The sequence below is a fragment of the Methylobacillus draconifructus genome, assembly GCF_045984385.1.
Lineage (GTDB): Bacteria > Pseudomonadota > Gammaproteobacteria > Burkholderiales > Methylophilaceae > Methylobacillus > Methylobacillus flagellatus_A.
This window is the reverse complement of the sequence record NZ_JBJQIJ010000003.1, coordinates 474,324-500,295: the sequence shown is the minus strand read 5'-3', so window position 1 is coordinate 500,295 and position 25,972 is coordinate 474,324. Positions and strand designations below refer to the sequence as shown.

Here is a 25,972-nt window from a genome sequence, read left to right as displayed (position 1 = left end):
ACTGAATCAAGCATCTATGTCCGATAAGTTTCAAAGCATCAAGGGTTTCTACGACATCCTGCCGGCGGATACTGCGCTTTGGCAGCGTCTGGAAGACGGCGCCAGGCGCGTCCTGGCACAGTATGGCTACCGCAATATCCGCCTGCCTATCGTCGAGCCGACCGAACTCTTCATTCGCGGGGTGGGCGAGCACACCGATATCGTCGAAAAGGAAATGTATTCCTGGGAAGACAAGCTCAACGGCGACCGCCTGACCTTGCGCCCCGAGGGAACCGCCGGATGCGTGCGTGCCGTGGTCGAGCACAGCCTGACCTATAACGGGCCGCAGCGCCTCTGGTACATCGGCCCGATGTTCCGGCACGAGAACGTGCAGAAGGGCCGTCAGCGCCAGTTTCACCAGATCGGCGCCGAAGCGTTCGGCTATACCGGTCCGGATGTCGATGCCGAGCAGATCGCCATTCTGGCCAGGCTTTGGCGCGAGCTTGGCGTGGCGGACGCGGTCGAGCTGCAACTGAATACCATTGGAGACGCATCGGAGCGCGCCGAATACCGCCAGGTGCTGATCCGTTATTTCGAGCAGCATGCGGACATCCTGGATGATGACGCCAGGCGGCGCTTACATGCCAACCCATTGCGCATCCTCGACAGCAAGAACCCTGCAATGCAGGCCATGATCGAGGCCGCCCCCAAATTGCTGGACAGCCTTGGCGAGGAAAGCCGCGCCCACTTCGACGGGGTAACCAGCCGGCTTGACCAGCTCGGCGTCAAGTGGACGTTGAACACCCGCCTGGTGCGCGGCCTGGATTACTATAACCGTACCGTGTTCGAATGGGTCACCGGCAAGCTGGGCAGCCAGGGCACGATCGCAGGCGGCGGCCGCTACGACACCCTGGTGCAGAGCCTGGGCGGCAAGGAAACCCCGGCGTGCGGTTTCGGTATCGGCCTTGAACGCGTCTTCCTGCTGATGCAGGAATGCGGCATTGAAGCAGTTCACAGCCCCGATGTCTATCTCGTGAATGTCGGCGATGCGGCCGGCAAAGCCGCATTGCCTATTGCGGAAGCCTTGCGTGACAGCGGCTTGAACGTAAACCTGCATGCGGGGGGCGGCAGTTTCAAGTCGCAAATTAAAAAAGCCGACCAGAGCGGCGCGCCTTACGCCTTGATTCTGGGCGACGACGAGGTCGCCGCCGGCGAGGTTTGCCTGAAACCATTGCGCGAAAGTGGAGAGCAACGGAGAATGTCCCTGTCCCAGGCCATAGAGGCATTGCATACATGACCGAACTGCTGCGCATTGAGAACCTGACCATCGCTCCCAGGGCCGAGCCCGAGCGTTTGCTGGTCAACCATGTTTCCTTTGCGCTGGAAGCCGGCAAAACCACTTGCATCGTGGGCGAGTCCGGAAGCGGTAAAAGCCTGACCGCGTTGGCCGTCATGGGCTTGCTCTCCGACCAGCTGCAGTTGAAAAGCGGCAGCATCCATTTCAAGGGCCGCGATATTGCGCAGGCGAGCCATGCCCAGCTGCAGAAAATTCGCGGCAGGGAAATCGGCATGATTTTCCAGGAGCCCATGACTTCGCTCAATCCCGTATTGACTGTCGGCTACCAGATAGGCGAAAGCCTGGCGCAGCATCTCAAGCTGAATGGCGCAGCCCTCAAGGCGCGGGTTGCCGGCTTGTTGCAGCAGGTGGGCATCCCGCCCGAGCGCGCCAACAGCTATCCGGACGAGTTGTCCGGCGGCCAGCGCCAGCGCGTCATGATCGCCATGAGCATTGCATGCGAGCCTGCCATGCTGATTGCCGATGAACCCACGACTGCGCTTGATGTGACGGTGCAGGCGCAAATCCTCAAGCTGCTGGCCGAGCTCAAGACGCGCATGCACATGGGCATGCTGTTCATCACGCATGATTTTGGCGTGGTGGCCGATATTGCGGACAATGTCGTGGTCATGTTCCGTGGCGAGATTGTGGAGGCGGGCCCCGTGCAAGAGGTGCTGCAGAATCCGCAGCATCCTTATACTCGCGCCTTGCTTGACTGCGTGCCCGATGCCGACGGCAAGAAGCCTCTCAAGCCCATCGACTATGCCTGGCTGAAGACAGGAGCCGCCTGATGAGTACCGCACCGGACAAATATATCCTGCTCGCCCGCGGCCTCAACAAAACCTATACCCAGCGTAGCGGGCGGTTCGGTTTTGGCAGCACCAAGGTCAAGGCCCTGGATGACGTGAGCATTTCACTGCGGGCCGGCAGCACGCTGGCGGTAGTGGGGGAGTCCGGCAGCGGTAAATCCACTTTGGCGCGTTGTCTGTTACAATTGCAGCCCTTGGACAGCGGCGAAGTCATTTTCCAGGGCAATAACCTGGCAGGATTCTCAGGCAACGCCTTGCGGCGCGAACGCCGGCACTTGCAGATGATTTTCCAGGATCCGTTCGCCTCGCTCAATCCGCGCATGAAAGTGCGCGACATTGTGGCGGAAGGACTGGTGATTCATGAGATCGGCACCGCCAAAGAGCAGCAGGACAAGGTCGTGCAGATGCTGGAGCGGGTTGGCCTGAGCGCTGCCGATATGAATAAGTATTCCCACCAGTTTTCCGGCGGGCAGCGCCAGCGCATCGGAATTGCCCGGGCGCTTGTGCTGCAGCCCAAGGTCGTGGTGTGCGATGAACCGGTTTCTGCGCTGGATGTATCGATCCAGGCGCAGATTTTGTTGTTGTTGCAAAGCCTGCAGCAGGAAATGGATTTGAGCTATATCTTCATCAGCCATGACCTGCGCGTGGTACGTCATATCGCGGATGATGTCGCCGTGATGTACAAGGGGCGCATCGTGGAGCAGGGGAAGGTGGAGAGCATTTATGACGCACCAACCCAGGACTACACCCGTAATTTGTTGAATTCTATCCCTGGACGCAAGTCCTCGGCTGCGTAATTTTAGGAAAGAGCATGGCATACGATTTGGAAGAACAGGATCAGCTGGATGCACTCAAGAGCTGGTGGAAGCGCAATGGCAATCTCGTAGCCGGCGTGGCGGCAATCGCCCTGGTGGGCTTTGGCGGCTATGAAGGCTGGAAGTACTACCAGCACCAGCAATCGGCGGCTGCTTCCGTGCAATACCAGAACATGGCCAGTACCGATATCAAGGATGCCGCCAAGATCCGGGCGCTGTCTGCCGAGCTGATCGATAAATACGCCTCCACGCCATATGCGGGACGCGCTGCCGTAGCCGTGGCCAAGCTCAACTACCAGGAACAGGACCTGGAAAGCGCCAAGTCGCAGTTGACATGGGCTGCCAAGAACGCCAAGGAAGATGCGGTGCGCGCGATCGCATTGCTGCAGCTGGCTTCCATCCAGTACGAGGAAAAAGCCTACGACGAGGCGTTGAAGACCTTGTCTGAAAAGCATGACGCAGGATACGCCGGATTGTTTGCCGACCTGAAGGGCGATGTGCTTGTGGCGCAAGGCAAGACCGACGATGCCAAGGCCGCTTACAAGGATGCGCTTGCCAAGCTGGATATGCAAGGCGATTACTACAAATATACCGAGCACAAGCTGGAAGCACTCGGCAGTTAAGTGGAGCTAAGTTTGCGTTCAATTTCATTGCTGGTCGCCGCTGCCCTGGTGTTGGGCGGTTGCACCACGATCACCGACCTCAAGACCGATATATCCGAGCGCATGTTCGGGCGCGACCAGGCGGATCCGCCAGCAGAGCTGGTTGACTTCAAGCCTACCTTGAAGCCGAGGATTGTCTGGTCTGCCAAGCTGGGCGACTCAGGCCTTGCCGACTTTATCCCGGCAGCGGCTGAAGGGTTTGTCTATGCCGCAAGCGGCAACGGCGAAATCGCCAAATTTGATGCGATCAGCGGCAAGCAGGTCTGGAAGATCAATGCCGGCGAAGCGCTCACGGGCGGCGTCGGCCTGGGCAGCCAATTGGTGCTGGTCGGGACGCCCAAGGGCTATGTGTTGGCATACGATCTCGAAGGCAAACTGTTGTGGAAGTCCAAGGTCAGCAGCGAGGTCTTGAGCGCACCGCAAGTGGATAACGGCGTGGTGGTGGTACGTTGCGGCGACAGCCGGATCTTTGGCTTGAATGCCAAGGACGGCGCGCGCAAATGGGTATACGAGCGCGCGACCCCAACCCTGACACTGCGCAGTAGTGCAGGCGTGACCATTGCCGACGGCGCTGTCTATGCTGGTTTTGCGGGCGGCAAGCTTGTTGCATTGCGGGCCGAGGACGGCAAGACCTTGTGGGAGGCATCGGTGGCCTTGCCAAAGGGAACGACGGAATTGGAGCGTATCGCCGACATTACCAGCCTGCCGGTCGTGGATGGCCCGCTGGTATATGCAGTCGCCTATCAAGGCCGTGTTGCAGCCGTCGAGCGTACGACCGGGCGGGTCACCTGGAATCGTGACATTTCGAGCTATACCGGCCTGGGCGCGGAAGAAGCCCGTGTTTATGTCTCGCATGCGTCCGGCGCAGTGTTTGCGCTTGATTATTCAAGCGGCCGTACTTTCTGGCGCCAGCCCGATCTCAAGAACCGCCTGCTGAGCGCGCCGCTGCCTATGGGCGGTGTAGTGGCCGTGGGCGATGTCGAGGGCTATATCCATTTCATGGACCGGGATGAAGGTAATTTCGTTGCCAGATTGCAAACGGAAAAAGGCGCCATCATGCCTCAGCCGGTTGCTATCGGCACCAATGGTTTCCTAGTCCAGACCCGCAAGGGCGGTCTGTATGCTGTTTCAGTAGTTCCGCAATGATGCTGCCGACCATCGTCCTCGTAGGCCGGCCCAATGTGGGCAAGTCGACCCTGTTCAACCGTCTGACCAAAACCCGCGATGCACTGGTGGCGGACCTGCCGGGGCTGACGCGCGACCGGCACTATGGCCGCGGCGTGGTGGGAAGCAAACCCTACCTGGTCGTCGATACCGGCGGTTTCGAGCCATTGGTGGATAGCGGCATCCTCAAGGAAATGGCGCGCCAGACATTGCTGGCGATCGATGAAGCCGACGTGGTGATTTTCCTGGTGGACGGACGCAACGGTTTGGCGCCGCAAGACAAGGTGATTGCCGAACGTCTGCGCAAGAGCCAACGCCCTATCCTATTGGCCGTCAACAAGACGGAAGGCATGCAGCGCGCGATTGCCAGTGCCGAGTTCCACGAACTTGGCCTGGGCGATCCCTTGTCTATTTCCTCAGCCCATGGCGAGGGCGTGCGCGACCTTGTCGAACTGGCCCTGGAAAACTTCCCTGAACCGGATGAGGAAGAAGAGGCCAAGGCGAACCAGGTGCCCAAGGTGGCGATTGTGGGCCGCCCGAATGTTGGTAAGTCCACCTTGGTCAATGCATTGCTCGGCGAAGAGCGCGTCATTGCATTCGACCAGCCCGGCACCACCCGCGACTCGATCTATCTGGACCTCGAGCGCAACGGCAAGCATTACACCATTATCGACACGGCAGGCGTGCGTAGGCGCGGCAAGGTGTTCGAGGCGGTGGAGAAGTTTTCCGTAATCAAGACCATGCAGGCGATCGAGGAGGCCAATGTCGCCATCCTCGTCGTCGATGCGCAGGAAGGCATCACCGAGCAAGATGCGCACGTATCGGCTTACATCCTGGACAGTGGCCGCGCCCTGGTGGTGGCCGTGAACAAGTGGGATGGCCTCGAAGAGGACAAGCGCGAGTGGATCAAGCGCGAGATCGACCGCAAGTTGCAATTCCTCGATTTTGCTAAGTTCCACTATATTTCCGCATTACGCAAGAAAGGCCTGGGCGAACTGTTCAGTTCCGTCGATGGCGCCTACAAGGCTGCCATGGCCAAGCTTTCAACCCCGCAACTGACCCGGGTGCTGGAGGATGCGACCATGCAGCACCAGCCGCCGATCAGCAAGGGCATACGCCCCAAGCTACGCTATGCGCACCAGGGTGGCAGCAACCCGCCTATCGTGGTGATCCACGGCAACCATGTGGACGGCATCAAGGACAGTTACAGGCGTTACCTTGCCGGGATATTCCGCAAGGCGTTTCAATTGACCGGCACGCCGCTGCGGGTGCAGTTCAACCAGGGCAACAATCCTTTTGCCGAGCCGGAAGAACGCAAGCAGGGAGAGGGCATCGTGAGCATGCGCAGGCGCAAGACTGCGGAACGTGCCGCCTTGAATGCACGGAAGAACGAGAATCAAGGGCGCAAGGTGAAGAAAAAGCCTGGCGTGGTGGCAAATGCACGGAATGTCAGAAAGCCGGCAGCGACCAAGAAGTAGATTGAATGTCTGCTAGGAAAGAGAGTTAGCGAATTATTGGCCGGGCAATGCCCGGCCATGTTTTTATGTGAGCGTATTAAAAGCGTCTGACAAAACTTAGCGAAAAGACTTGGCTAGGCGCTCCTGCCGCAGACAGTAAAAGCAGAGTACGGCAAGGCAGGGCAACAACGCCGGAAGCGTTTTGTTAACGGCCCTACAGCAGGCTTTCCCAGAACTTCCACCAGACACGTTCGTCCTTGGGCACATTGTTGCTGAGCATGGGGCTGTTGGGATAGTTCTGTGCCAGCACGCGCTTGGTGTCGTCGCGCAGGTCATCCATGTTCATGGCGTCGTAGGCGCTGATCAGGATCACCAAGGCTTCTTCGATATGGGGCGTGTCGGGGTAGAACTCCATGACATATTTGCAGCGGTTGGCCGCAGCCACGTAAGCCTGGCGCTTCATATAGTAGCGGGCGACGTGCAGCTCATGCTGGGCGAGCGAATTCACCAGATAGCTCATGCGCAAGGTGGCGTCCTTGACATAGCGGCTGTTGGGGAAGCGGTTCACCAGCTCCTTGAGGGCAAGGAAGGATTCGCGCAACGACTTGGGGTCGCGGTCGCTGATTTGCTGCTTGGTGAGTTTTTCGATGACGCCGCGTTCGTTGAAGGTGGCCAGGCCCTTCATGTAGTATGCATAGTCCACGTTCGGGTGGTTGGGATGCAGCTTGATGAAGCGGTCTGCCGCGGCCATCGTGGCGGCAGGATCGTTTTTCTTGTAATGCGCGTAAATCACTTCAAGTTGTGACTGGGTGGCATAGCGGCCATGCGGATAACGGGATTCCAGGATCTGGAAATACTTGATGGCTTTTTCATAGTCGCGCGTGGTCATGTTTTCCGTTGCAGCGGCATAGATACGCTGCACCGGCCAACCCTTCGTTTCATCCAGCTCCGTCGGCGAGCCGAAAATCGCGCAGCCTGTGAGCCAGAGTACTGCAATTAACGCTAAACTATGCTTCATTTACAAAAATCCATGATTAAGGTTGTGGGTGCCGTTTAACACAATGCCGCCGCCTTGGCGCAGCGCATAATGATTGATTATAACCGATGAGCAACACCGCAACGCCTATTACTCTCACAATTACCCAGGAGCTTGGAGGCATGCGCCTGGACCAGGCGCTGCAACGCCTGATGCCTGAACATTCGCGTTCGCGCATACAGGGCTGGATCAAGGATGGGCTGGTCACCATCGCCGAAGAAACCCCCACAGCCAAATTCAAGGTGTGGGGCGGGGAGCAAGTGCAAATCACGCCGCAAACGGCGCCGGAGGCATTGGCTTTCGAGCCCGAGAATATCCCGCTGGACGTGGTGTTCGAGGACGAGCATATCCTGGTGATCAACAAGCCTGCCGGGCTGGTGGTGCACCCCGCGGCAGGCAACTGGAGCGGCACTTTGCTCAATGCCTTGCTCTACCATGCGCCGCAGCTCAAGGACGTGCCCAGGGCCGGCATCGTGCACCGGCTGGACAAGGATACCAGCGGCCTGCTGGTCGTTGCCAAGACGCTGGCTGCGCAAACAAACTTGGTGAGGCAGTTGCAGGCGCGCACCGTCAAGCGCGAGTATCGCACCATCGTCTGGGGGCAGGTGTGGCGCAACGGCAAGGTAGACCAGCCTATCGGCCGCCATCCGCACGCCCGCACCAAGATGGCCGTAAACCGCATGGGCAAGCCCGCAGTCACCCATTATGAAGTGCTGGACCGCTTTTCCGTGCATACCTATATGCGCTGCCTGCTCGAAACCGGGCGCACGCACCAGATCCGTGTACATATGCAGCACCTCAAGGCGCCTATCGTCGGCGATCCGGTCTACGGCATACGCGGCATTCTGCCGCTACGCCATATCTCCGACAATCTCAGGAGCGTATTGCTCGATTTCAAGCGCCAGGCGTTGCACGCCATCCGGCTTGGGCTCAAGCATCCTGCGACTGGCGAACCGATGGAGTGGCAAGTCGAGCTTGCCGCTGACATGAAGGTGCTGCTGGAAGCGATCCGCGCCGAAAACGTGCCGCCGGAAGAGGCGGATGCGTTCTACGTCGATGACGACGAATTCGCCTATGAGTATGACGACGAAGAAGGCGATGACTGGTTCGAGGAGGACGAGGATGCTGAATGACCAAGACTTGATTGTTCCAGATTGGCCCGCGCCGGCCAATGTCAGGGCGTTGCAAACCACGCGTGCGGGCGGCATCAGCAAATCACCTTACGACAGCCTGAACCTGGGGATGCATGTCGGTGATGCGCCGCTGGATGTGGCGGCCAACCGCCAGCGCCTGAACTGCTACGTGCCCACGGAGCCGGTATGGCTCAACCAGGTGCATGGCATCACGGTGGTGGATGCAGGTATCGCCAGCTGCGCGCCTGATGCCGATGCCGCTTTTGCCCGCACCCGTCGCACTGTATGTGCCGTCATGACGGCGGATTGTCTGCCTGTACTGATCTGCGATAAGGCAGGCACCATCGTGGCTGCTGTGCATGCGGGCTGGCGCAGCCTGCTGGATGGCGTGATAGAGAAGACGGTCGTCGAAATGGGTAAGCCCGGCAGCGACTTGCTGGCTTGGCTGGGCCCGGCCATTGGGCCTGACGCCTTCGAGGTGGGTGATGAGGTGAGGGGGGCATTCATTGCAAAGGACGCAAGGGCTGAGCAGGCCTTCAAGCGCGCTCCTGCCGGAAAATGGCTGGGCGATATTTTCCAGCTAGGGCGGCAGCGTTTGGCGAACGTCGGCGTGACAGAAACCTACGGCGGGGGCCTATGCACTTATCATGATGCCGGGCGTTTTTTCTCGTTCCGCCGCGACCAGGCCGCAGGTCGTATGGCAAGCCTGATCTGGCTGGAGTAACGCTAAAATAAATATCTAGGACAGCTGATAAAATTTCCTGAAGTTATACTCTTTGCCTTGTACTGCTTCGATCATTGCTCTTCCAGTAATGGAATGCCTTCGCCGCCCGCGTAGAACACAATCAATACCGCAGGGCTATTGCCTGTATAACCACGGTGCACGGCATGCACCATTTCGGGGAGCGCCTGCCCTGGGCCGAGGTGCAATGTTTCGCCGGTGCCATGCTTTTCCACGGTGATTTCGCCGGAAAGGATATAGGCGACATTGGGCACAGGATTGCTATGCCATGGCAGGGAAGTGTTGGGCGGAATGATAAAGCGCAACACGCTCAGCTCCGGCTTGCCGCCCGGGTAATTGGCGTAGTTCTTGCCATCCCAGGCCTTGACGCTGCGCAGCACCGGCTCGACTTGCAGTTGTTGCTCGGAAGCGGCGATGGCCGATGTGCTGAGGAGATTGAGGCCGGCGATACAGCATAATGTCCAGAAGCTTTTCATGAGGCACCATTCCTTTCTTGCAGATTGCAATGTCACACATTGCTTATCAAGCAAGGAACAGGCCAGGAGTATTTGCTAGATATTATGGCCGATGCGCCAGAGCACTCCGCTCGGGTCGGTGAAGACAAAATCGCGCATACGCCATGGTTGGTCGGTCACTTCTGAGATTTTACTGCCATATTTCTCGGCTATGCCGGACTGCCGGATACGCTCATGCCAGGCATCCGCATCCTCCACCAGCAAATGCATCATGAAATTGTCCGCGTAAGGCTGTACATAGAAATCCTGCAGCAGGAAAGCGCAATGTTCATAACAAAAATAGGCGATGCCGCCGCCTTCAGAACGCTTCTCGAAGCCGATATCCTGGTAGAACTGCTGGGAAAGCTGGAAATCCTTGGCCGGCACGAATGCCTTGATTTCAATGGTCTTGAGCGTGCTCATCTCGCTTCCTCCATTGGGAATGGTGCCGGCGTGCGGCGATCATGGGCGTGCCGCCATCAGGGTGGTTGAGCAGTATGCAGGGCAGGTCGAAGCAGGCTTCGACCATGGCGGGCGTCATGATGGCTTCCACCCGGTCAATTGCTTGCAGCCTGCCGTCGCGCAGCAAGGCAATACGGTCGGCATATTGGGCGGCAAGATTGAGGTCGTGCACGATGGCGACTACTGCCACATCGCCCTTGTCCGCCCATTTGCGGGCGATCTCGAGAATGCGGTGCTGTTGACGTGGATCCAGTGCCGCGGTGGGTTCGTCCAGCAGGAGCAGCCTGGGGCCTTCGCCTGGCTCCCATATCTGGGCCAGCACGCGCGCCATCTGCACCCGCGCCTGCTCCCCTCCCGAGAGGGTGGTATACACCTGCTCGGCCAGATGGGCCGCATCGACTTCCTGCATGGCCGCCATGGCGATCTGGTAATCCTGCGGGCGGTTTGCACCTTGATGGTGCGGATGACGCCCCAATAGGATGATTTCCAGTGCAGTATAGGCAAAGCCCACTTCGGCCTGTTGCTGCATGAGCGCACGCTGGCGCGCGAGCTTGAGCAAATTCCATTCGGATAGGCGCTTGTCGCCCCAATGCACTTCGCCTTGGCTGGGCTTCAATTCCCCCGACAGCAGGCGGATGAGCGAACTCTTGCCGGCCCCGTTGGGACCGCAGATCGCCACCAGCTCTCCTGGTGGAATCATGAAGTTGATATCGCGCAGCAATGTCTTGCTGCCAATATCGAGTCCGGTATTGATGACTTTCAGCATGACTATCCCTATACCCCGATTTTGCGGCGCATGCGGAACAGCAGCGCGAGGAAGAAGGGCACCCCGAGCAGGGCGGTGATGATGCCGACGGGCACCTCCGTCGGCACGGCAATCGTGCGCGCAAGCAAGTCCGACAGCAGCACCAGGATGGCGCCTACCAGTGCGGAGGCCGGCATGACCAGGCGCTGGTCCGGGCCAATCGCCAGCCGCACCAGGTGCGGCGCCACCAGGCCGATAAAGCCGATGATGCCCGTCACCGACACCACGGCGCCCACGGCAAGCGCAATCGCGCCGATGCATACCTGATTGAGGCGGCGTACGGAAACCCCCAACAGACTGGCCTGCACTTCGCCGAGCGCAAGCGTGTTGAGCGCGCTGGATTGCTTGAGCAGGATGAGGACGGAACTGCCGCTCAGGCAAGCCACCATGGTGACCATCGGCCAAGTGGCGGCGCCCAGGCTGCCCAAGGACCAGAAGTTGAGCGAACGCATCTGCAAATCCGAGGCGATAAACGTCATCAAGCCGATCAGCGCCCCGCAGAGCGAACTGATGGCAATCCCGGCCAACAGCATCAGGGCGATCGAGGTGCGCCCCTGGCGCGTTGAAATGACGAAAATCAGGATAGTGGCAATCAGGCTGCCGATGAAGGCGAAGATGGGGAGGGCGAACTCGCCGATAACGTCGTGCAATGCCGCCATCCAGGCGCCGCCCAGCACAATGGCCAGCGCTGCAAACAGGGCCGCTCCTCCCGAAACGCCTACCAAGCCGGGCTCTGCCAGCGGGTTGCGCAGCAGTGCCTGCATCGCCGCGCCGGATACGGCCAATGCCGCGCCGGTGAGTATGCCGAGGGCCAGGCGGGGCAGGCGTATATTCCACAGCACCATGGCTTGCTGCATGTGCTCCTGCGGAATGGATTGCCATGCGGCAGACCCGGGCGGGCTGGTCAACAGCTTGACGACGTCCAACGGCGCAATGCTGACCGCGCCTATGCCTGCCGCCAGTACGACGAGGATGAAAAGTGTCACGCCCAGCCCGATCAATACACGGCTGCGTAATTGCAGGCTACGGCTTGCAGGCAAGGCCATTCGCAAGGAGGGTGCCGCTCCGCTCATTGCTTGCGAATGGCTTGCCCCAGCTCGACAAGCGCGGCGGGGAGGCGGGGAGTGAATCCGAGAATGTATTGCGTATCCATGCTGACAATCCGGTTGTTCTTGCCTGCGGGCGTCATATTGAGGCCCGGCGTTTTCAGGAAGTTCTGCAAACCGCCGCTGGCTTCCAGCCCCTCGTTGGTAGTGATGATCACATCGGGAGCGGCTGCCACCAGCGCTTCAGCGGTCAGCGGCCTGTAGCCTTTGTATTGCGAAGCCATCACGTTCTCGGCATGCACCAACTTGATGACGGCCGATGCGGCAGTATCGTCGCCGGCCGCCTGGGCGCCGCGCCCTGAATTATTCATGACAAACAATACGCGAGGATGGTCGGGCAGCTTTGCAAGCTTGGCTTCCGCCTCTTTCCAGGCAGCTTCGTATTGCTTGGCGAGTTGCTCCGTGCTGCTTGCGTTGAGCTGTTTGCCTATGGTACGGATATCCGCTGCCACTTGCTGCGGGGTATGCGAATTTTCCTGCAGCTGCAGCACCTTGATGCCGGCATTGCGCACCTGGTCGATCACGTTGCGGGGGCCTGCGCCAGCCTCGGCGATGATCAGCGTCGCACCGGTAGACACCAGTCCTTCCGCGGACAAGGTCCGCATATAGCCTACCTTGGGCTTATTGGCGGCGGCCTGGGGATAGACGCTGGTGATGTCATTGGCAATGACTTCGTCGCCCTTGCCCAGGGCATAGACAATCTCGGTCACGGCACCACCTATCGTCAGCAGCTTCTCAGCCGCAATAGCAACATGGCTACCGAACATCAAGCCGGTAGCGAGCAACAGGGCGCGGATTTTCATTGCTTTCCTTTGATTATTTCAGTGTCGGCAGCTGGGCCACGATGTTGCGCCAAGCTTCGAGCTCGGGTTTGCCCGGCTTACGCTCGCCAAAGAACTGCGCCATGATTTCGCCATTTTTATCAAACACTTCCAGCGAAGTCACGATGCCGTCCTCAGTCGGCTTTTTGACAACCCAGGTTTCCACGATCAGGTCGGTGCGCAAGTGCAGGTTGAACGACTCGTCCAGCACGTTGATCCAGGGGCCGAGTTCCTTCACGTTCTTGATCGGGCCGGTATGGATCTGGATATTGCCCGGATTGCCGACAAAGCACATGATGCTGGTGCCGTCTGCCGCGGCAGCTTCCAGCATTTGCTTGGCGGCATTGTTATCCACCTTGTACGCATGGCCCTCAGGCGCCAAGCGCAACCCTTGGGTGCGGCCAACGCCGAACTTGCGCAACAGCATGAAGAAATCGTGCGTATCCTTCATGGCTAGCCAGGCGGCCTTGAAGCCTTCCTGGTCGATTTCACTGTCGGGCGTCTCTGCGGAAGCAGGCTTGGCCACCTCGACTTCCTGGCCCGGCGTCTGGTCGTCGCTGCGGTATTTTTGTACCAAGTCGTTCCAGGCATCCACATTGCTGAAATCCTTGAGGTGGATCTTGTGGATCGCCGTGCCGGTGGCATCGTAGAACTGCAGGCTGCGCTGGGTGCCTTTTTCGGTTTCTTCGGTTACTGCATATCCATGCTTCCATTGCGAATAGAAAATGCGCAAGTCGATGTCTGGGCCAACAACCAGGCCGACATGGTCGAACGATACGTTTTCGTATGTGCCGACTTTCTCATGCACGGTGCTTTCATTGCGGGTAAGCGCCATCACGCGGCCCAGCTTTGGCACTTCCGCGATGATCTCATGGAACGGCCCCTTGAGGCGTACGGTCTCGCGGCCGATGGCGTTGGCGATGGCCTGTCCTTCGCTGATGCCGATGGCTTGCGCCGCTTCACGGTTGCGCAGTTTTTGTTCCTTCTTGGCATTGTGGAAGGCCTGGTATTGCTGTTCGGTTGTCGCCAATTGATTCATGATAACTCCTTTGGTTTGATCTAAATGAGTTGATAATTTGATGATAGAGCTAATAGATAAGCTCTGTATAGAATTTGATATTACGTCCAGGGCCGGGTAGGCCGAGATCGCCGGCGAAACCACCGTCAAGATTATATTGCTTATCGCCCAGGTTTTCCCCGACCAAGCGGAAAGTCAGGTGCTGAGAGGGGCTCCAGCGTATTCCAGCATTGAATAATTCATAACCGTCTTGCGTTCCTTGACTACCATTAATGCCATTTGTTGAGCCGCTTAAAATACGCTTGTCCGATATCCGCCTGTAATTGATGTTGAAGTCGAACGTTGAGGTGATGCTAAACCCTAATGTGAGATTAAAAACATTACCAGGCAAGGTGTAGATTGGTATGCGCTGCCCCGACTCAAGCAAGGTTTTTCCTGCAATCCGCGAATAGGAAGCTTGAGCATAAAAAGCTTTGTAATTTAAGCTGTTTTCAAACTCCCAGCCATTGCGCACTTGAGTGCCGTAGATTGGGGCGTTGCTGCTGATACCCACGACGGAGTCGCTTGTGTGGCTATGGAAGAAAGTTGCTTTGGATGTTAGCTGGATAGGTTGATTGAACAGTCGATTCGTAGAGTAATTGATACCAGCTTCGGAGCTCTCGATCCTTTGGGTCTTGTATATATTGTCGCAAGATGAATGGTCTCTAGGACATTGACTTGAGCTGCCTGCTGGTTCTCCATTAACATACCCGGAGATCAGGAAGGCGTTGCCTGCAGAAATCGGACGGAAACCTTGCCCGTAATTAGCAAAAATAACGAGGTTTTTTGGGATTAGGTCATAGGCTAACGCCAAATTATAGATTTCTTCATTGACGTGGATTTTATGACGTTGATTGGATTTCTCCATTGCCTCTCGATTGGCATCCAGCGCCTCTAAGGATGTATAGTCCTTTCTGTAGCCAGGCGTAATAGTCAACCGCTTGATTTGTATTGTCGGTTGGATATAAAACGCCGTGCTCACTTTGATGGATGAGGCGACAGGGTTGGCATCTTGCGTCATCCAGCGCATGGAAGCAGGGTTGTCATAACTGCGCTCAGTCTCAGTTTTTTGCTTGGCATATTGGATGCCGGTCAACAAGCTGAGGCCGAATCCATCGGTTTCGTAGATTTGAGCGGTATTCGCCAGGTCAAAATTAGTATTGTGGAATTGATAGGCATCCAAACGGTCTCCACGACAGATTCTGGCATTATCACGCGCAGTATTGTTAGGGTTGGATGGGATGATTGGATTATTGGTGATGCTGTTTCGTAAAATAAAATTGCCATCGCAATAGCTGTTGTTGGGAAGCGGGTTGGTATCATTACCTTGCCAGCCTCTTGGCGTTGTCTCGTCCTGATCAGTGTGTCCTGTGCCTATGCTGGCCTTAAGGTTTATCCATTTTGTATCTGGCGTGAATTCCCAAGTTTGGGAGATGGTTTCCTCATCAATCGCACGTAGCACGTAGGGCGTGGAAAAGCCCGAACCCAACTGGGACAGTGTATCGTATTGCTGGACGGTCGCCCCTTGAGTGAGCTTGGCGAGTGAAGTAGATATTCTCAGGGAGTCGATCGGGAATAATGTGATCTTGTAAAGCTCAGAAACGATATTGAGATTGGAATATGCAAGTTCTTCGCCATTACCCTGCATGATGTTGTTGGACTGGCGATTGGTATAGTTGTATATCAAATCAATTTTGTCATGCGGACGCGCATAAGCCAGATATGAGCGCAGGTATTCGTTATTGTTGTTGCCATAACCAAATTTGAGTCTTGCACCTGCCATTTGTCCTGGACGAAGAAAGTCTTCGGCATCCTTGGTGACGGTAATGACGGCACCGCCTAAAAAGCCGGAGTTGCTATTGATTTGCGGCCCACGCCTGATTTCTATGGTTTTCAACAGGTCAGGTTCAATATAAGTGCCTTTTGATCTGTATTTTTCATAGTTTTTCAATACGCCATCTACAGATACTGCAACATCATTGCTTTCAAATCCGCGGATATTAAAGCTCATGCCGTTCAGGCGAGGCCCGCCATCGATACTGACGCCAGCAGTATTCCTGACAGCATCAAATACAGTCGAGACTTGCCGTCTTTCCAAGTCTTCTGAAGTTATCTTGGTAATGGACTGTGTTTTATTGATGCGTACGTCACGAATTCTGGAAGAACTGACGCTGGTTTCCGGCAAAATGGTATCTTGAGGATTGCTTCTGGCGGACGGAGCTGGTGTAGATGTTGGGGTAGGAGCTACTTTTTTAATAGGTTGTTCTTGATCTTCCTCAGACTCTTCTGCCAGGCCGAGCAATGGCTGATGTAGCAAGGCAGAGAATAAAACAAGTGCCAATAGTGTGCCGCGGTTCGACATGATGGAGCTGGCAATTGTCATGATGGGATAAGGAAGGACCAAATAAATGTTCAAGCAAAACCAGGCATGTGAAATGCATGCCGGGCATACGGCTAACTAATAAACTTACTTCTTGCGACGGCGGCTTGCAGCACCGAGCATGACCAGTCCAAGAGCCAACATGGCGTAAGTGCTGGGCTCGGGCACGGCGGCTACTGCAACCGTGGCCAGGGCTACCTGGTCGATCAGGATGTGGGCTTCGGCAGCCTTGAACTGGAAGGTGTACAGATCTGCACCTGTTACATTGTTCCAAACCCAATACAGTTCTTGCTCGCTACCGGCACCTTGATCTGCTCCATCGGTAAAGGCCAGGATGCTATTGGCGGCAACACCGTTAAGCGAAGCCTCGGAAGCCAGGCTGTTGCCTTGAGTGGCTACACGCAGGTACACATCAAAAACACCTGCAGTACCAGCCAAGGTGGCGGTAATGGTTGGCAGGCTGAACAGGGTATAGATATCACCATTTTGGAAGGTGAAACCAGCAGGAGAAAGGTTGATGGTGCCTGCGCCAATTTCGGGGGTGGAATCGCCGGATAAGGTGTCGAAAGTATTCCACTCTGTTAATTGAACTGGTTCAGCATCACCCCACGGTGCAGCAGAGTCCCAGACGCCGCCAGCCGCCAATGCGGAGCCGCTGAATATCAAAGAGGTTGCCAATGCGATCGAAGATAATGTTGTGTTCATTGTTTTAATACCTAACTTAATAAAATAATTGAAGACTAATTACTTACGAGCGCGCCGGGCAGTCGCTCCGAGAACGCCTAGACCCAATGCGAGCATTGCGTAGGTGCTTGGTTCCGGTACGGCGGTAACGACGGCCAATGCGAGTTGATCAAGGCTCAGGTGTGTTTCAGCTGCACCAAAATTGAAGACATAGATACCGGCTGCAGATACATCGCTCCACTTCCAATAAACTTCTTGCTCTACGCCACGGCCTGACAACAGGAAGGTTTCTACCAAAGTGGCGGATACGCCGTTCAGGGTCGCTTCTGTATTGAGCAGGGTGCCTGTGGTAGCTGCACGCAGGTAAACGTCAAATGTGCCGGTGGCGGTTGGCGAGCCGAGCAGGATGGCGATGAAGTTGCTTACGCCAAAAGAGTTGTAAATATTCTGGGTGCTGGTAAGGGAAGCCAGGGTGCTGGTTTCGGTAAGCGTAGCGCCTGCGCCATATTCTGGCGTTGTATTGTGGAATGAAGACGCAAAGTTATCCCAAGCGGCATATTGCACAACCAGGGAGTCGTCCCATGGCGTTGCGGAATCCCAAGCATTGGTAGCAGCGAACGATGTCGTGGCGAATGTCGTACCTACTGCCAAGGCGATAGCCGCCATTTTTATGGAAAAAGTCATGATGTATTACCCCGATGTAATATAAAGATACTAGCCCGCACAAAGTACGGGCTAGTGATATTGCTTTTAGTTGATTAGCGTTTAGGCGTTGTTCTTGCGGGAACGACGGCCAGCGTAGGCAAGCACGCCGAGGCCGAGTGCCAGCATGCCATAGGTGCTTGGCTCAGGAACTGCTGCAACCGCAACAGTGGCGAGGGCCAATTGGTCCAGGCTTGTATGGGCTGTCAGGTCAGTCCATGTGAAGGTGAGATTGCTATTAACGCTGACATCGCTCCACAGGAAGTAGTATTCGCGCTCAGCATCGACCAGGCCGAATTGAGTGCCATTGTATTGGTAGAATGTTTCTACGGCTGTGGCTGCCACACCGTTCAGATAGGCTGTGGTGGATGGCTCAAGACCTGCAACAGCAACACGCAGATAAACGTCAAATACTCCAGTGGCTGAGGTGTTCAACACAGCGTTGTAGGAAATGGCATTTTCCTGCCAGCTGTAAATATTGTCGGTGGATGTGATGATAGGGGTGCCAGTAGCAGTCAGAGTGCCGCTGCCTGCCACATCCGGGGTCGCGTCAGTGAAGTTGTTGCCACTTACGCTGTCCCAAGAAAACTCATTCCATTCTGCGTAGTCTGTAATTGTTGCAGAACCCCAAGGTGTGCTTGCGGAATCCCAAGCATTGACAGTTGCGAAAGCGGAAGAGCTGAATGCCAAACCTGTAGCGAGAGCTAAAGCTGAAAGTTTCATCATGAATACCTTTATAAAGTGAATGCCACCAACCCCTTCCCCTTGAAGGCGTAGACATTCAATTCAACATTTAGGCTCACGGACCCACACCGTCGAGCAATCAATGACCATCACCCTATGAACGGGTACGGTCAGAAAACCAATTCCATTAATCGGCCGTGTTATGTTGGCTTTTATCCTGATCATTGCTTGCGGGCTGGAAGTCCACGACAAAGCGGTACTGTTTGCCGCAATCAATGATGATTTCTTTTTGCCCGCGACGCAGCAGGCGTATATCGACCTTGAGGCTGCCGAAGCCATCATGCTCAACCAACTCATCCAATAGGTTGATTAGGCAAGTCTTTACAGGGGCTTTTGCTGGCAACATAAGGTTAAATCTATCCGCTTCTTATTTGAATGATACTTGCATACTGATAGCAACATTAAAACAAATGATAACAATTATCATTGAGTGATGCAATAGCAATATACATACATTTGCATTTGAAATTAGAAGGTTATTTCAGTAATGAAGCGGATATTGCGGCCTGCGGCGCGGTTGCCTTGGAATCCGCCAAGGTCCCCGCTTGCATTTAGGTAATAGTCCTTGTTTTTGATATTTTCACCAACCAAGCGAAAAGCAAGATTCGGGGCGGCGATCCAATACAGTCCTGCATTGAATATTTCGTATCCGTCCTGAATATTAAGCCCGGAAGTGCCTATATACGCCATGCGGGGAGATACTTTTCTATAGCTGATATTGAAGCCCAGATTTTTTAGTATCTGAGTGCCCATGGTCAAATTGAAGGTTTTTGCGGGAATGCGATAAAGTTTTGCCGATTGCTCTTCATTGTTGATTTCTGTACCCCAAGTATTGGAAAAGGAAGCCCGGGCATAGAAGTCGCGGTATAGCAGACTCCCTTCGAACTCATTGCCTTTTCTTTTTTCTTTACCGTCTTGCGTTGCAATGCCTGTGGTTGGATCCATGCTGAAGGAGCGTAATAGGTGATCAGTGTCTATCTCGAAATAGGTCAGTTTTGAAATCAATTGCACTTCACTATTGAATAAGCGTGGGTTTTCATAGCTCAAGCCAATTTCACGTGATTCGCTCTTCTGTAGCTTGTATACGTCTCCGCAGATGTAGTTGGTAGATGGGGTTGCGCAGTTTCCTTCGCCGCCATCGTAGCCGTTGTAAGGAAAGTCAGCTGCACTCGAATATGAGAAGTATTCATTGGTGGATGGCGGACGGAATCCTTGGGCATAGTTTCCGAACAAGGTCAGTTGCCTGGGAATTAAGTCAAAAGTCAGGCCAAGGCTGTAAGTTTTATGGGTAAAACTGATGCTGTCGGACAAGCCTTTTTCTGCCAGATGGTTTTTGACGCGAGGCTCCAGAATTTTCATTTCATAATGGTCGATGCGGACACCGGGAATGATGCCCAGCCGGTCGATTTGCAGTCTTGGTTGGACGTAAAAGGCAGAGTAGGTATTTTTACCAGAAACGCTTGCAGCCCAGAATCCGTCATTGCAAGAGTAGTTCGGATCACGAAGCGGGTCACGGCAGCTGCTGTTCTGTGAATAGGTCCTGCTGATTTCCTTGCTGATGCTACGGTGTTGCAACCCGGTCAATAATGACAGGCTGAGTGTGTCTTGCTTGAAAATATCAGCAGTATTGGCAATGTCGATCGTCGTACTTTTAAACTTCAAATGATCATATCTCGTGCCTAAATTCCTTGTGCATTTTACATTGATCGCATAGTAGCAATTGTCGTCCATTTTTGTATGACCTTTGCCCACGGTAGCAACAAGATTGATCCAAGGATGGTTGGGATTCCAGCGGATGGTTTCAGAGATACTGTAGTCTTCTATCGTGCGGTCCACGTTGCCGAATAAGTCGGGATTCGCCCCTATTGCATCGTATTGTTGCAATCCGGACTCTTCCAGTAATACGGCTGATGTGGAAAGCTCGAGCGTATCCGTAAGGAAGATACTGATTTTCAGGAGTTGGGATGTTGAGTCTACATTGGACGCTTCAAGCTTGCTGCCGTCAGCATGAGTAATGTCGTTGGAGTTTCGATAGGCGCGGTTATACAAAATATCAATTGCATCGTGAGGGCGTGCATACACAAGATAGGATTTCTGGAATTCATCGTTATTGCTGGCGTATCCAAATTTCAGGCGCGCGCCATAGCGCTGGCCGGGCTTCAGCAGGTCGGCAGCGTCTTTCGTCCTGAGCAGGACGGTTCCGCCTATGGAGCCTGAGCCACTGGAGATTTGCGGCCCTCGTTGCACCTCAATGGATTTCAATAGTTCCGGCTCGGCAAAAGTGCCGCCAAACCGGTATTTTTCAAAGCTTTTCGGGATGCCGTCCACACGGACTTGAACGTCTTCATTATCTGCAAAGCCTCGCACGTTGAAAGACATGCCGCTTGGTCGAGGCCCGCCTTCAAATGTTACACCGGGCACATTTTGAACAGCCTCGAAAATAGTGGCTGGTTGCGTTCTTTCCAGTTCCTTGGCCTCTATGGTCGTAATGGTTTGAGTTCGGTCGATAGTGACGGCATCCTGCTTAATGCGGCTGGCACTGACGCCGACTTCCGGCAGTACTGTGGCTTCAGGAGGGAGAGGTTTTGAAGAGGGGCGCGTAGTGGATGGCTTTCTCTCATTCTTATTGAATGTTGATTTATTTTCTGTCGACTCCACTGCCACTGCAGGAGTGGTTTGCTGTTGATCGGCAGCTAGTGCCGGCAAGCCTGTTAACACTGGCAAAAACAGCATCACTGCGCAGGCGATGCGAAAATAGCCAGGTTTTTGGAAGGTTTTCATGATGGGCTGCATTGAGCTGGAGCATGGGCGAGAAAAACCGGCATCTGGACATTATGTCCAGTTGCCGGTATCGGTGAATGCCGGAAGTATTATGACGATCAGGCGATGTTCTTGCGGCGGGAGCGGCTGCCCATGAAGCCCAGGATGCCTAGACCGATTGCCATCATGCCGTAGGCGCTTGGCTCAGGCACGGCAGCAACAGCTACAGTAGCAAGGGCCAGTTGATCCAGGCCTACGTGGGATTTTGCAATGGCATTGAAGTTGAATACTTGGTTTACACTGGTAATCGTGACGTCTTGCCAAACCCAGTAGGCTTCTTCCACGTAGCCAGAACCCATGCCTTCAAATTCCACAACATCAAAGAATTGAGTGACTTTAGTCGCTGATACACCGTCAAGCGTGGCTGTAGGCAGGAAGGTGGAGCCATTGGTCTTGACCTTGAGATACACATCAAAAACATCGCCAACTGCGCCAATGCTGGTCAACTGGAAGTTGTAAGTCGCATCGTTGTTGGTGAAGTGATAGAGATTTCCAGTGCTGGTAACAAATACTCCAGCTTGCGCATTGACGTAGCCGTTGCTGCCGTATTGCGGTGTTGCATCGCGTCTGCCAACGAATGTATTCCATTCGGCATAATCGGTGGCATTTGCAACGTCACCCCATGGATAGTCTTCGTACCAAACATTGTCGGCAGCGAAAGCCTGGCTGCTGAAAAATGCGCTACCAGCCAAAGCCAAAGCAGCAAATGTGGTTGTCATTTTCATTGATTTATTCCTCGCTTGAGAGCACCTGACAGTCCCTTCCCCGAGAAGGCGCTAGTACTCAACTACATACAAAAAACCCCACGGACTCTCACCGTCGGGGCAAATGGATAATCTTCTTTATGAGCAAGATGATTATCCGGAGTCATGGTAGTTTCCCAGTAGGGGGGAGGTAAGGGATCTACCTGCAACTACAAATAATAATTATTAGCATTAACATTATATGGGTTTTATAAAAAACGCAAGGCTATGCTCATAAAAATTGAGGTGTCCCTTATAATTCATTCTTATGTCCATATTGCTCATGATTATTTTGGTGAGTGTCGCCGGCGGAGTATTGAGTGTGCTCGCTGCGGCATTTTTTGCACTCAAGGCCAAGGCCGCCTGGATGCCCATGTTGATCAGTTATGCCATAGGCGCGTTGCTTGGGGCGGTATTCCTCGAAATCCTCCCGCATGCATTTCAGATATCAAGCAGCCTTGAGGTGATGTCGGCTACGGTGCTGCTGGGTATCCTGCTATTTTTCATGCTGGAGAAGCTGGTGTTGTGGCGCCATTGTCATGGTGAAGCATGTGAGGCGCATGCGGTAGATGCTCATCACCACCAGCATGGGGATCATGATCATGGCCGTAGCGGATTGATGATCATGATCGGCGACACTTTCCATAATTTCGTGGATGGGGTGTTGATCGCGGCTGCTTTCTTAGTGGATGTGCGGCTGGGATTCGTCACTGCGGTTGCCATCATCGCCCACGAAATTCCCCAGGAAGTGGGTGATTTCCTGATTTTGCTGCATTCAGGGTATAGCAAGCAGCAGGCATTGCTGTTTAACCTGGTGTCGAGCATGGCGACCCTGGTCGGGGCTGTGGGGGCTTATTTCGCCCTAGGCTTGGTGCAAGGCTGGATTCCCACGATTCTTGGGTTGGCTGCCGCCAGCATGATATACGTAGCTGTCGCAGACTTGATTCCCGGGTTGCACAAGCGGACGGAATTGCGTGCGACCTTGCAGCAGGTTGGCCTCATCGGGCTGGGCGTGGCGTCCATATGGCTAGCGGGCGAGTTGGTGCACTGATTGCGGATGGACTGATTCTGTCTTACCTCGACGTGCCATTGCAGCATTTCAGCCCGCGCATCCTCAAGGCGATGAAACGGCCGGCCAGCAGCGAGAATAACTTGGCGCGCATCAAGGCCTGGCGGGACATTTGCCCCGGCATCACCATCCGCAGTACTTTATATCGCCGGCTTCCCCGGCGAAACGAATAAGGATTTTGAACACCTGCTTGAGTTTCTGCAGGAAGCCCAACTGGATCGGGTAGGGTGTTTTGCTTATTCTGCAGTGGATGGCGCTGCAGCGAATGCGCTGGGTAATCATGTGCCAGAGCCGTTGAAGCAGGAGCGTTTGGCGCGATTCATGGAAGTGCAGGAAAGCATCAGCACTGAAAAGCAAAAACGCAAGATTGGGCGCATTGAAACCGTACCGTATTGACTGATGAGGTAAATGGCGACCAAGCGATTGGCCGTACGGCAACGGATGCTCCGGAGATTGATGGAGTGGTTTATCTTGCGGGTGCGGATGGTTTGCAGCCGGGCGATCTGGTGGAAGTGCAGATTGTCAATTCAGACGGTCACGACTATGGGCTGCTCCGCCGGTAAGGGATTGAACGCAATAATGCCCGGGCTAGCTGAACAGGTCTGGCATGATGGGCGCGGGGCGCTCTGAATCAGCGCGCTCTTCCAGGAAATCCAGAGTATGAGGGCAGCGCGTGGGGTTGCGGATGGACTTGCGCTTCTTGCCGGTGGCGTGAATGTTGACGTAAGGCGTTTGGCTGATGCGCACATAGCCGGATGCTTGCAGTTTTGCCAGCGTGGTTTCAAACAGGCTGAGCGGGTTGTCTATGTTTTGCAGGATAATGGAATTCTTGCCGACCTTGAGCACGTTATACATGACGAACTTGCTGCCTGTCTGTTTGCCATAGATTTCGCCGCTGTGAATATCCACGATTTACCTTTCCCAATACTTTTCCAATCATATCGTTATGGCTGGAACTTTACAAGGTTGGTGAAATCAACGGCCGGTTTGCGTCATTCTGCGGAACTGGATATGTTGCTTAATGAAATCAATGGCCTGGGAACGGTAGCCTAAATTGGAGTTATCCTTGATCCACATGTGGATCACGCCGCCGAAGAATAACTGCGTATCCATAGCCAATGTGGCGGGATCAAGTTCCGGATGGATCAGGCCCTTTTGTTTGGCTTTTTCGTAAAGCAGTTGCGTTTTGTCTATGAAGCTTTGGCAGGTGATGAGTACTTGTTGCAGCACTTCATTGAATTCATCGACATATTCGCACTTTGCCATCATGATTTCATAGGTTTGCCGGGTTGAGGCGTCTGTTTCCAGCGTTTTAATCGTATTGCAAAAGAATTGCTCTATAGATGCCAAGGGGTCTTCTGATTGATCATCCAGTACGGCAGCGTCCAATTGTTCAATGAAGGGCAGCATGGCTTGGTCGCGCATGGCTTGAAACAGCTCGATCTTGTTGGCGAAGTGCCAGTAGACGGCGCCCCGGGTGACTTGTGCATGCGTGGCGATATGCTCCATGGTGGTGTGGCTCACGCCTCGCTTGGCGAATACTTCGCGTGCAGCGGTAATAATGCGCTGGCGGGTGAGTTCGGCGTCTTCCTTAGTTTTACGTGCCATGTGCTTTAAGATATCCCTGACGAGAAAACAGTTTTACATACAAACGTGATTGTATATAATATACATTCGTTAGTGAATGTAAGCAAGTAATTTGTTTATAAGACATGGGGTTATATATGAGGGTGCGCGTGATGAATCCAGTTCATACCAATGCAAGAGGGTTGAATTCCAGTAAAAAAATCGTGCTGGCCATGATGGCGGCTTTTGCCTTGGCTTCCTGTAGCAAGGGCGAGCAGCAGGCCGGGCAGGCAGGCCCCCAGGCATTGCCTGTTAGTGTCGTCGAGCTGCAGCCCGCCAGCGTTCCTGTCTCTGCCGAGGCCGTGGCTCAAACCGAAGGCGCGCGCGAGGTGGAGATTCGTCCCCGCGTGGGCGGCATTCTGCTGAAGCGGTTGTATGAAGAAGGCGCGCCCGTCAAGGAAGGCCAGGTGCTGTTCCAGATCGATCCCGAGCCATACCAGATTGCGCTTGAGCAGGCAAAGGCCCAGTTGGTCCAGGCCCAGGCCAGGATTGCCCAGACCAAGCGTGAGGCGGAGCGGCTAAAAGGGTTGTTGGAGTCGAACTCGATCAGTCAGCGGGAATATGATAATGCCGTCTCCGACGACGACGTGGCAAAAGCATCTTTGCTGCAATACCAGGCCAGCGTGCGCGAGGCTGAGTTGAATCTTTCCTATACCAAGGTGACGGCGCCCGTGAGCGGCATTTCCGGCCGCTTCCAGTTCTCTGAGGGGGCGCTGGTGTCTGCCAACGATAGCCTGCTGACCACTGTGGTGCAGCTGTCTCCTATTTGGGTACGTTTCAGCCTCTCCGACAATGAGATTCAGCAGCTTGGCGGCGCCGTCACGGAAAAAACCGTAAAGAAGATCACCTTGAAATTGCCGGACGGTTCGGAATATGACGAGGGCGGCAAGCTCAACTTTGCTGCAAGCCAGATTGATCCTGCCTTGGGCACGCAACAATTGCGTGCAACATTCGCCAACGCGGATAAAAAGTTATTGCCGGGCCAGTTCGTTCGCGCCAAGGTCGTGGTGGGGGAGCGTGATGGCGTCTTCCTGGTGCCCCAAGTGGCGGTGATGAATTCTCAGCAAGGCCGCTTTGTATATGTCGTGGATGAAAACAATCATGCCGCGGTGCGCCCCGTCGTCACTGGCGACTGGAGCGGCCGTGACTGGGTGATCCTCAAGGGCTTGAATGCTGGCGACAAGGTGGTGATCGACAACCTGATCAAGATCCGTCCCGGTGCGCCTTTGCAGCCGCATCCTCCTGCCCAGGAAGGTGCGCCGGCACAAGGTGAGCCGCAGAAGTCCGCAGCCAACACCAGCGGCAAGCTGGCCTAAAAGAGGGCAA

The 25,972-nt window shown here is 54.8% G+C and carries 26 protein-coding genes and 1 pseudogene; 12 read left to right on the top strand and 15 right to left on the bottom strand.

Features of this window, described 5'->3' with window-relative positions; translation table 11 throughout:
* The first annotated feature begins 16 nt into the window (after positions 1 to 16).
* Genes hisS through der form a run of 6 tightly spaced genes read left to right on the top strand, consistent with a single transcriptional unit; the run spans position 17 to position 6,243 of the window.
* On the top strand, positions 17 to 1,276 hold the full coding sequence (gene hisS / locus ACKF11_RS08685) for a histidine--tRNA ligase (protein ID WP_407996731.1): 1,260 nt from the start codon (positions 17 to 19) through the stop codon (positions 1,274 to 1,276).
* Entirely contained in the window at positions 1,273 to 2,106 is an 834-nt protein-coding gene (locus ACKF11_RS08680) for an ATP-binding cassette domain-containing protein (protein WP_407996730.1), read from the top strand. The genes hisS and ACKF11_RS08680 overlap by 4 nt, the downstream gene beginning before the upstream one ends.
* Positions 2,106 to 2,921, top strand: coding sequence for an ATP-binding cassette domain-containing protein (locus ACKF11_RS08675; RefSeq protein WP_407996729.1), 816 nt, complete (start codon positions 2,106 to 2,108; stop codon positions 2,919 to 2,921). Before ACKF11_RS08680 ends, ACKF11_RS08675 begins: the two co-directional genes overlap by 1 nt.
* A 14-nt stretch (positions 2,922 to 2,935) precedes the next feature.
* Positions 2,936 to 3,562, top strand: coding sequence for a YfgM family protein (locus ACKF11_RS08670; protein WP_309565425.1), 627 nt, complete (start codon positions 2,936 to 2,938; stop codon positions 3,560 to 3,562).
* 12 nt (positions 3,563 to 3,574) lie between these two features.
* Complete coding sequence (gene bamB / locus ACKF11_RS08665) at positions 3,575 to 4,747, top strand: outer membrane protein assembly factor BamB (RefSeq protein ID WP_407996728.1); 1,173 nt, start codon at positions 3,575 to 3,577, stop codon at positions 4,745 to 4,747.
* A complete protein-coding gene (gene der / locus ACKF11_RS08660) occupies positions 4,747 to 6,243 on the top strand; it encodes a ribosome biogenesis GTPase Der (protein WP_407996802.1) in 1,497 nt (498 codons plus the stop codon). Before bamB ends, der begins: the two co-directional genes overlap by 1 nt.
* Before the next feature lie 193 nt (positions 6,244 to 6,436).
* On the opposite strand, the gene ACKF11_RS08655 is transcribed toward der, so the two are convergent.
* Entirely contained in the window at positions 6,437 to 7,240 is an 804-nt protein-coding gene (locus ACKF11_RS08655; protein ID WP_309565423.1) for an outer membrane protein assembly factor BamD, read from the bottom strand.
* 86 nt (positions 7,241 to 7,326) lie between these two features.
* Here ACKF11_RS08655 and rluD point away from each other — a divergent pair, with 86 nt between their 5' ends.
* Both rluD and pgeF read left to right on the top strand, forming a co-directional pair.
* Entirely contained in the window at positions 7,327 to 8,391 is a 1,065-nt protein-coding gene (gene rluD / locus ACKF11_RS08650; protein WP_407996727.1) for a 23S rRNA pseudouridine(1911/1915/1917) synthase RluD, read from the top strand.
* Positions 8,381 to 9,115 carry a peptidoglycan editing factor PgeF gene (gene pgeF / locus ACKF11_RS08645; protein WP_407996726.1) on the top strand — a complete coding sequence of 245 codons (735 nt, stop codon included), beginning with the start codon at positions 8,381 to 8,383 and terminating at the stop codon, positions 9,113 to 9,115. The genes rluD and pgeF overlap by 11 nt, the downstream gene beginning before the upstream one ends.
* Positions 9,116 to 9,186: 71 nt before the next feature.
* Here pgeF and ACKF11_RS08640 read toward each other — a convergent pair whose 3' ends face one another.
* From ACKF11_RS08640 to ACKF11_RS08595, 10 genes are all read right to left on the bottom strand, one after another.
* Positions 9,187 to 9,609, bottom strand: a complete 423-nt coding sequence (locus tag ACKF11_RS08640) for a cupin domain-containing protein (RefSeq protein ID WP_407996725.1) — start codon at positions 9,607 to 9,609, stop codon at positions 9,187 to 9,189.
* 75 nt (positions 9,610 to 9,684) lie between these two features.
* The gene (locus ACKF11_RS08635; protein ID WP_407996724.1) at positions 9,685 to 10,050 is read right to left on the bottom strand and encodes a VOC family protein; all 366 of its coding nucleotides are present in this window, start codon (positions 10,048 to 10,050) and stop codon (positions 9,685 to 9,687) included.
* Entirely contained in the window at positions 10,028 to 10,855 is an 828-nt protein-coding gene (locus ACKF11_RS08630; RefSeq protein WP_407996723.1) for a heme ABC transporter ATP-binding protein, read from the bottom strand. The genes ACKF11_RS08635 and ACKF11_RS08630 overlap by 23 nt, the downstream gene beginning before the upstream one ends.
* An 8-nt stretch (positions 10,856 to 10,863) precedes the next feature.
* Positions 10,864 to 11,940 carry a FecCD family ABC transporter permease gene (locus ACKF11_RS08625; protein WP_407996801.1) on the bottom strand — a complete coding sequence of 359 codons (1,077 nt, stop codon included), beginning with the start codon at positions 11,938 to 11,940 and terminating at the stop codon, positions 10,864 to 10,866.
* Between the two features lie 23 nt (positions 11,941 to 11,963).
* Complete coding sequence (locus tag ACKF11_RS08620) at positions 11,964 to 12,803, bottom strand: heme/hemin ABC transporter substrate-binding protein (protein WP_407994978.1); 840 nt, start codon at positions 12,801 to 12,803, stop codon at positions 11,964 to 11,966.
* A 13-nt stretch (positions 12,804 to 12,816) separates the two neighbouring features.
* Positions 12,817 to 13,860 (bottom strand): hemin-degrading factor, encoded by a 1,044-nt coding sequence (locus ACKF11_RS08615; protein WP_407996722.1) that lies wholly within the window; start codon positions 13,858 to 13,860, stop codon positions 12,817 to 12,819.
* A gap of 49 nt (positions 13,861 to 13,909) precedes the next feature.
* Positions 13,910 to 16,294, bottom strand: coding sequence for a TonB-dependent receptor domain-containing protein (locus tag ACKF11_RS08610; RefSeq protein ID WP_407996721.1), 2,385 nt, complete (start codon positions 16,292 to 16,294; stop codon positions 13,910 to 13,912).
* Between the two features lie 51 nt (positions 16,295 to 16,345).
* Positions 16,346 to 16,963 (bottom strand): PEP-CTERM sorting domain-containing protein, encoded by a 618-nt coding sequence (locus ACKF11_RS08605; protein ID WP_407996720.1) that lies wholly within the window; start codon positions 16,961 to 16,963, stop codon positions 16,346 to 16,348.
* Between the two features lie 39 nt (positions 16,964 to 17,002).
* Complete coding sequence (locus tag ACKF11_RS08600) at positions 17,003 to 17,626, bottom strand: PEP-CTERM sorting domain-containing protein (protein WP_407996719.1); 624 nt, start codon at positions 17,624 to 17,626, stop codon at positions 17,003 to 17,005.
* A gap of 81 nt (positions 17,627 to 17,707) precedes the next feature.
* Positions 17,708 to 18,370, bottom strand: coding sequence for a PEP-CTERM sorting domain-containing protein (locus tag ACKF11_RS08595; protein ID WP_407996718.1), 663 nt, complete (start codon positions 18,368 to 18,370; stop codon positions 17,708 to 17,710).
* Positions 18,371 to 18,530: 160 nt separating this feature from the next.
* Here ACKF11_RS08595 and ACKF11_RS08590 point away from each other — a divergent pair, with 160 nt between their 5' ends.
* Complete coding sequence (locus tag ACKF11_RS08590) at positions 18,531 to 18,692, top strand: hypothetical protein (RefSeq protein ID WP_407996717.1); 162 nt, start codon at positions 18,531 to 18,533, stop codon at positions 18,690 to 18,692.
* Between the two features lie 164 nt (positions 18,693 to 18,856).
* Here ACKF11_RS08590 and ACKF11_RS08585 read toward each other — a convergent pair whose 3' ends face one another.
* Both ACKF11_RS08585 and ACKF11_RS08580 read right to left on the bottom strand, forming a co-directional pair.
* Positions 18,857 to 21,169, bottom strand: a complete 2,313-nt coding sequence (locus ACKF11_RS08585; RefSeq protein WP_407996716.1) for a TonB-dependent receptor domain-containing protein — start codon at positions 21,167 to 21,169, stop codon at positions 18,857 to 18,859.
* A 98-nt stretch (positions 21,170 to 21,267) separates the two neighbouring features.
* Positions 21,268 to 21,933, bottom strand: a complete 666-nt coding sequence (locus ACKF11_RS08580) for a PEP-CTERM sorting domain-containing protein (RefSeq protein WP_407996715.1) — start codon at positions 21,931 to 21,933, stop codon at positions 21,268 to 21,270.
* Between the two features lie 286 nt (positions 21,934 to 22,219).
* Between ACKF11_RS08580 and ACKF11_RS08575 the strand changes: the two genes are divergently transcribed.
* Entirely contained in the window at positions 22,220 to 23,002 is a 783-nt protein-coding gene (locus tag ACKF11_RS08575) for a ZIP family metal transporter (RefSeq protein ID WP_407996714.1), read from the top strand.
* A pseudogene (locus tag ACKF11_RS08570) lies at positions 22,999 to 23,591 on the top strand (radical SAM protein); the annotation flags it as partial. The gene ACKF11_RS08575 and the pseudogene ACKF11_RS08570, both read left to right, overlap by 4 nt.
* 17 nt (positions 23,592 to 23,608) lie before the next feature.
* Here ACKF11_RS08570 and ACKF11_RS08565 read toward each other — a convergent pair.
* Together ACKF11_RS08565 and ACKF11_RS08560 are read right to left on the bottom strand one after the other, a co-directional pair.
* The gene (locus ACKF11_RS08565; protein ID WP_407996713.1) at positions 23,609 to 23,929 is read right to left on the bottom strand and encodes a hypothetical protein; all 321 of its coding nucleotides are present in this window, start codon (positions 23,927 to 23,929) and stop codon (positions 23,609 to 23,611) included.
* 66 nt (positions 23,930 to 23,995) lie between these two features.
* Positions 23,996 to 24,628, bottom strand: coding sequence for a TetR family transcriptional regulator (locus tag ACKF11_RS08560; protein ID WP_407996712.1), 633 nt, complete (start codon positions 24,626 to 24,628; stop codon positions 23,996 to 23,998).
* A 131-nt stretch (positions 24,629 to 24,759) separates the two neighbouring features.
* On the opposite strand from ACKF11_RS08560, the gene ACKF11_RS08555 reads away from it, so the two are divergent.
* Positions 24,760 to 25,962, top strand: a complete 1,203-nt coding sequence (locus ACKF11_RS08555) for an efflux RND transporter periplasmic adaptor subunit (protein WP_407996711.1) — start codon at positions 24,760 to 24,762, stop codon at positions 25,960 to 25,962.
* Positions 25,963 to 25,972: the final 10 nt, after the last annotated feature.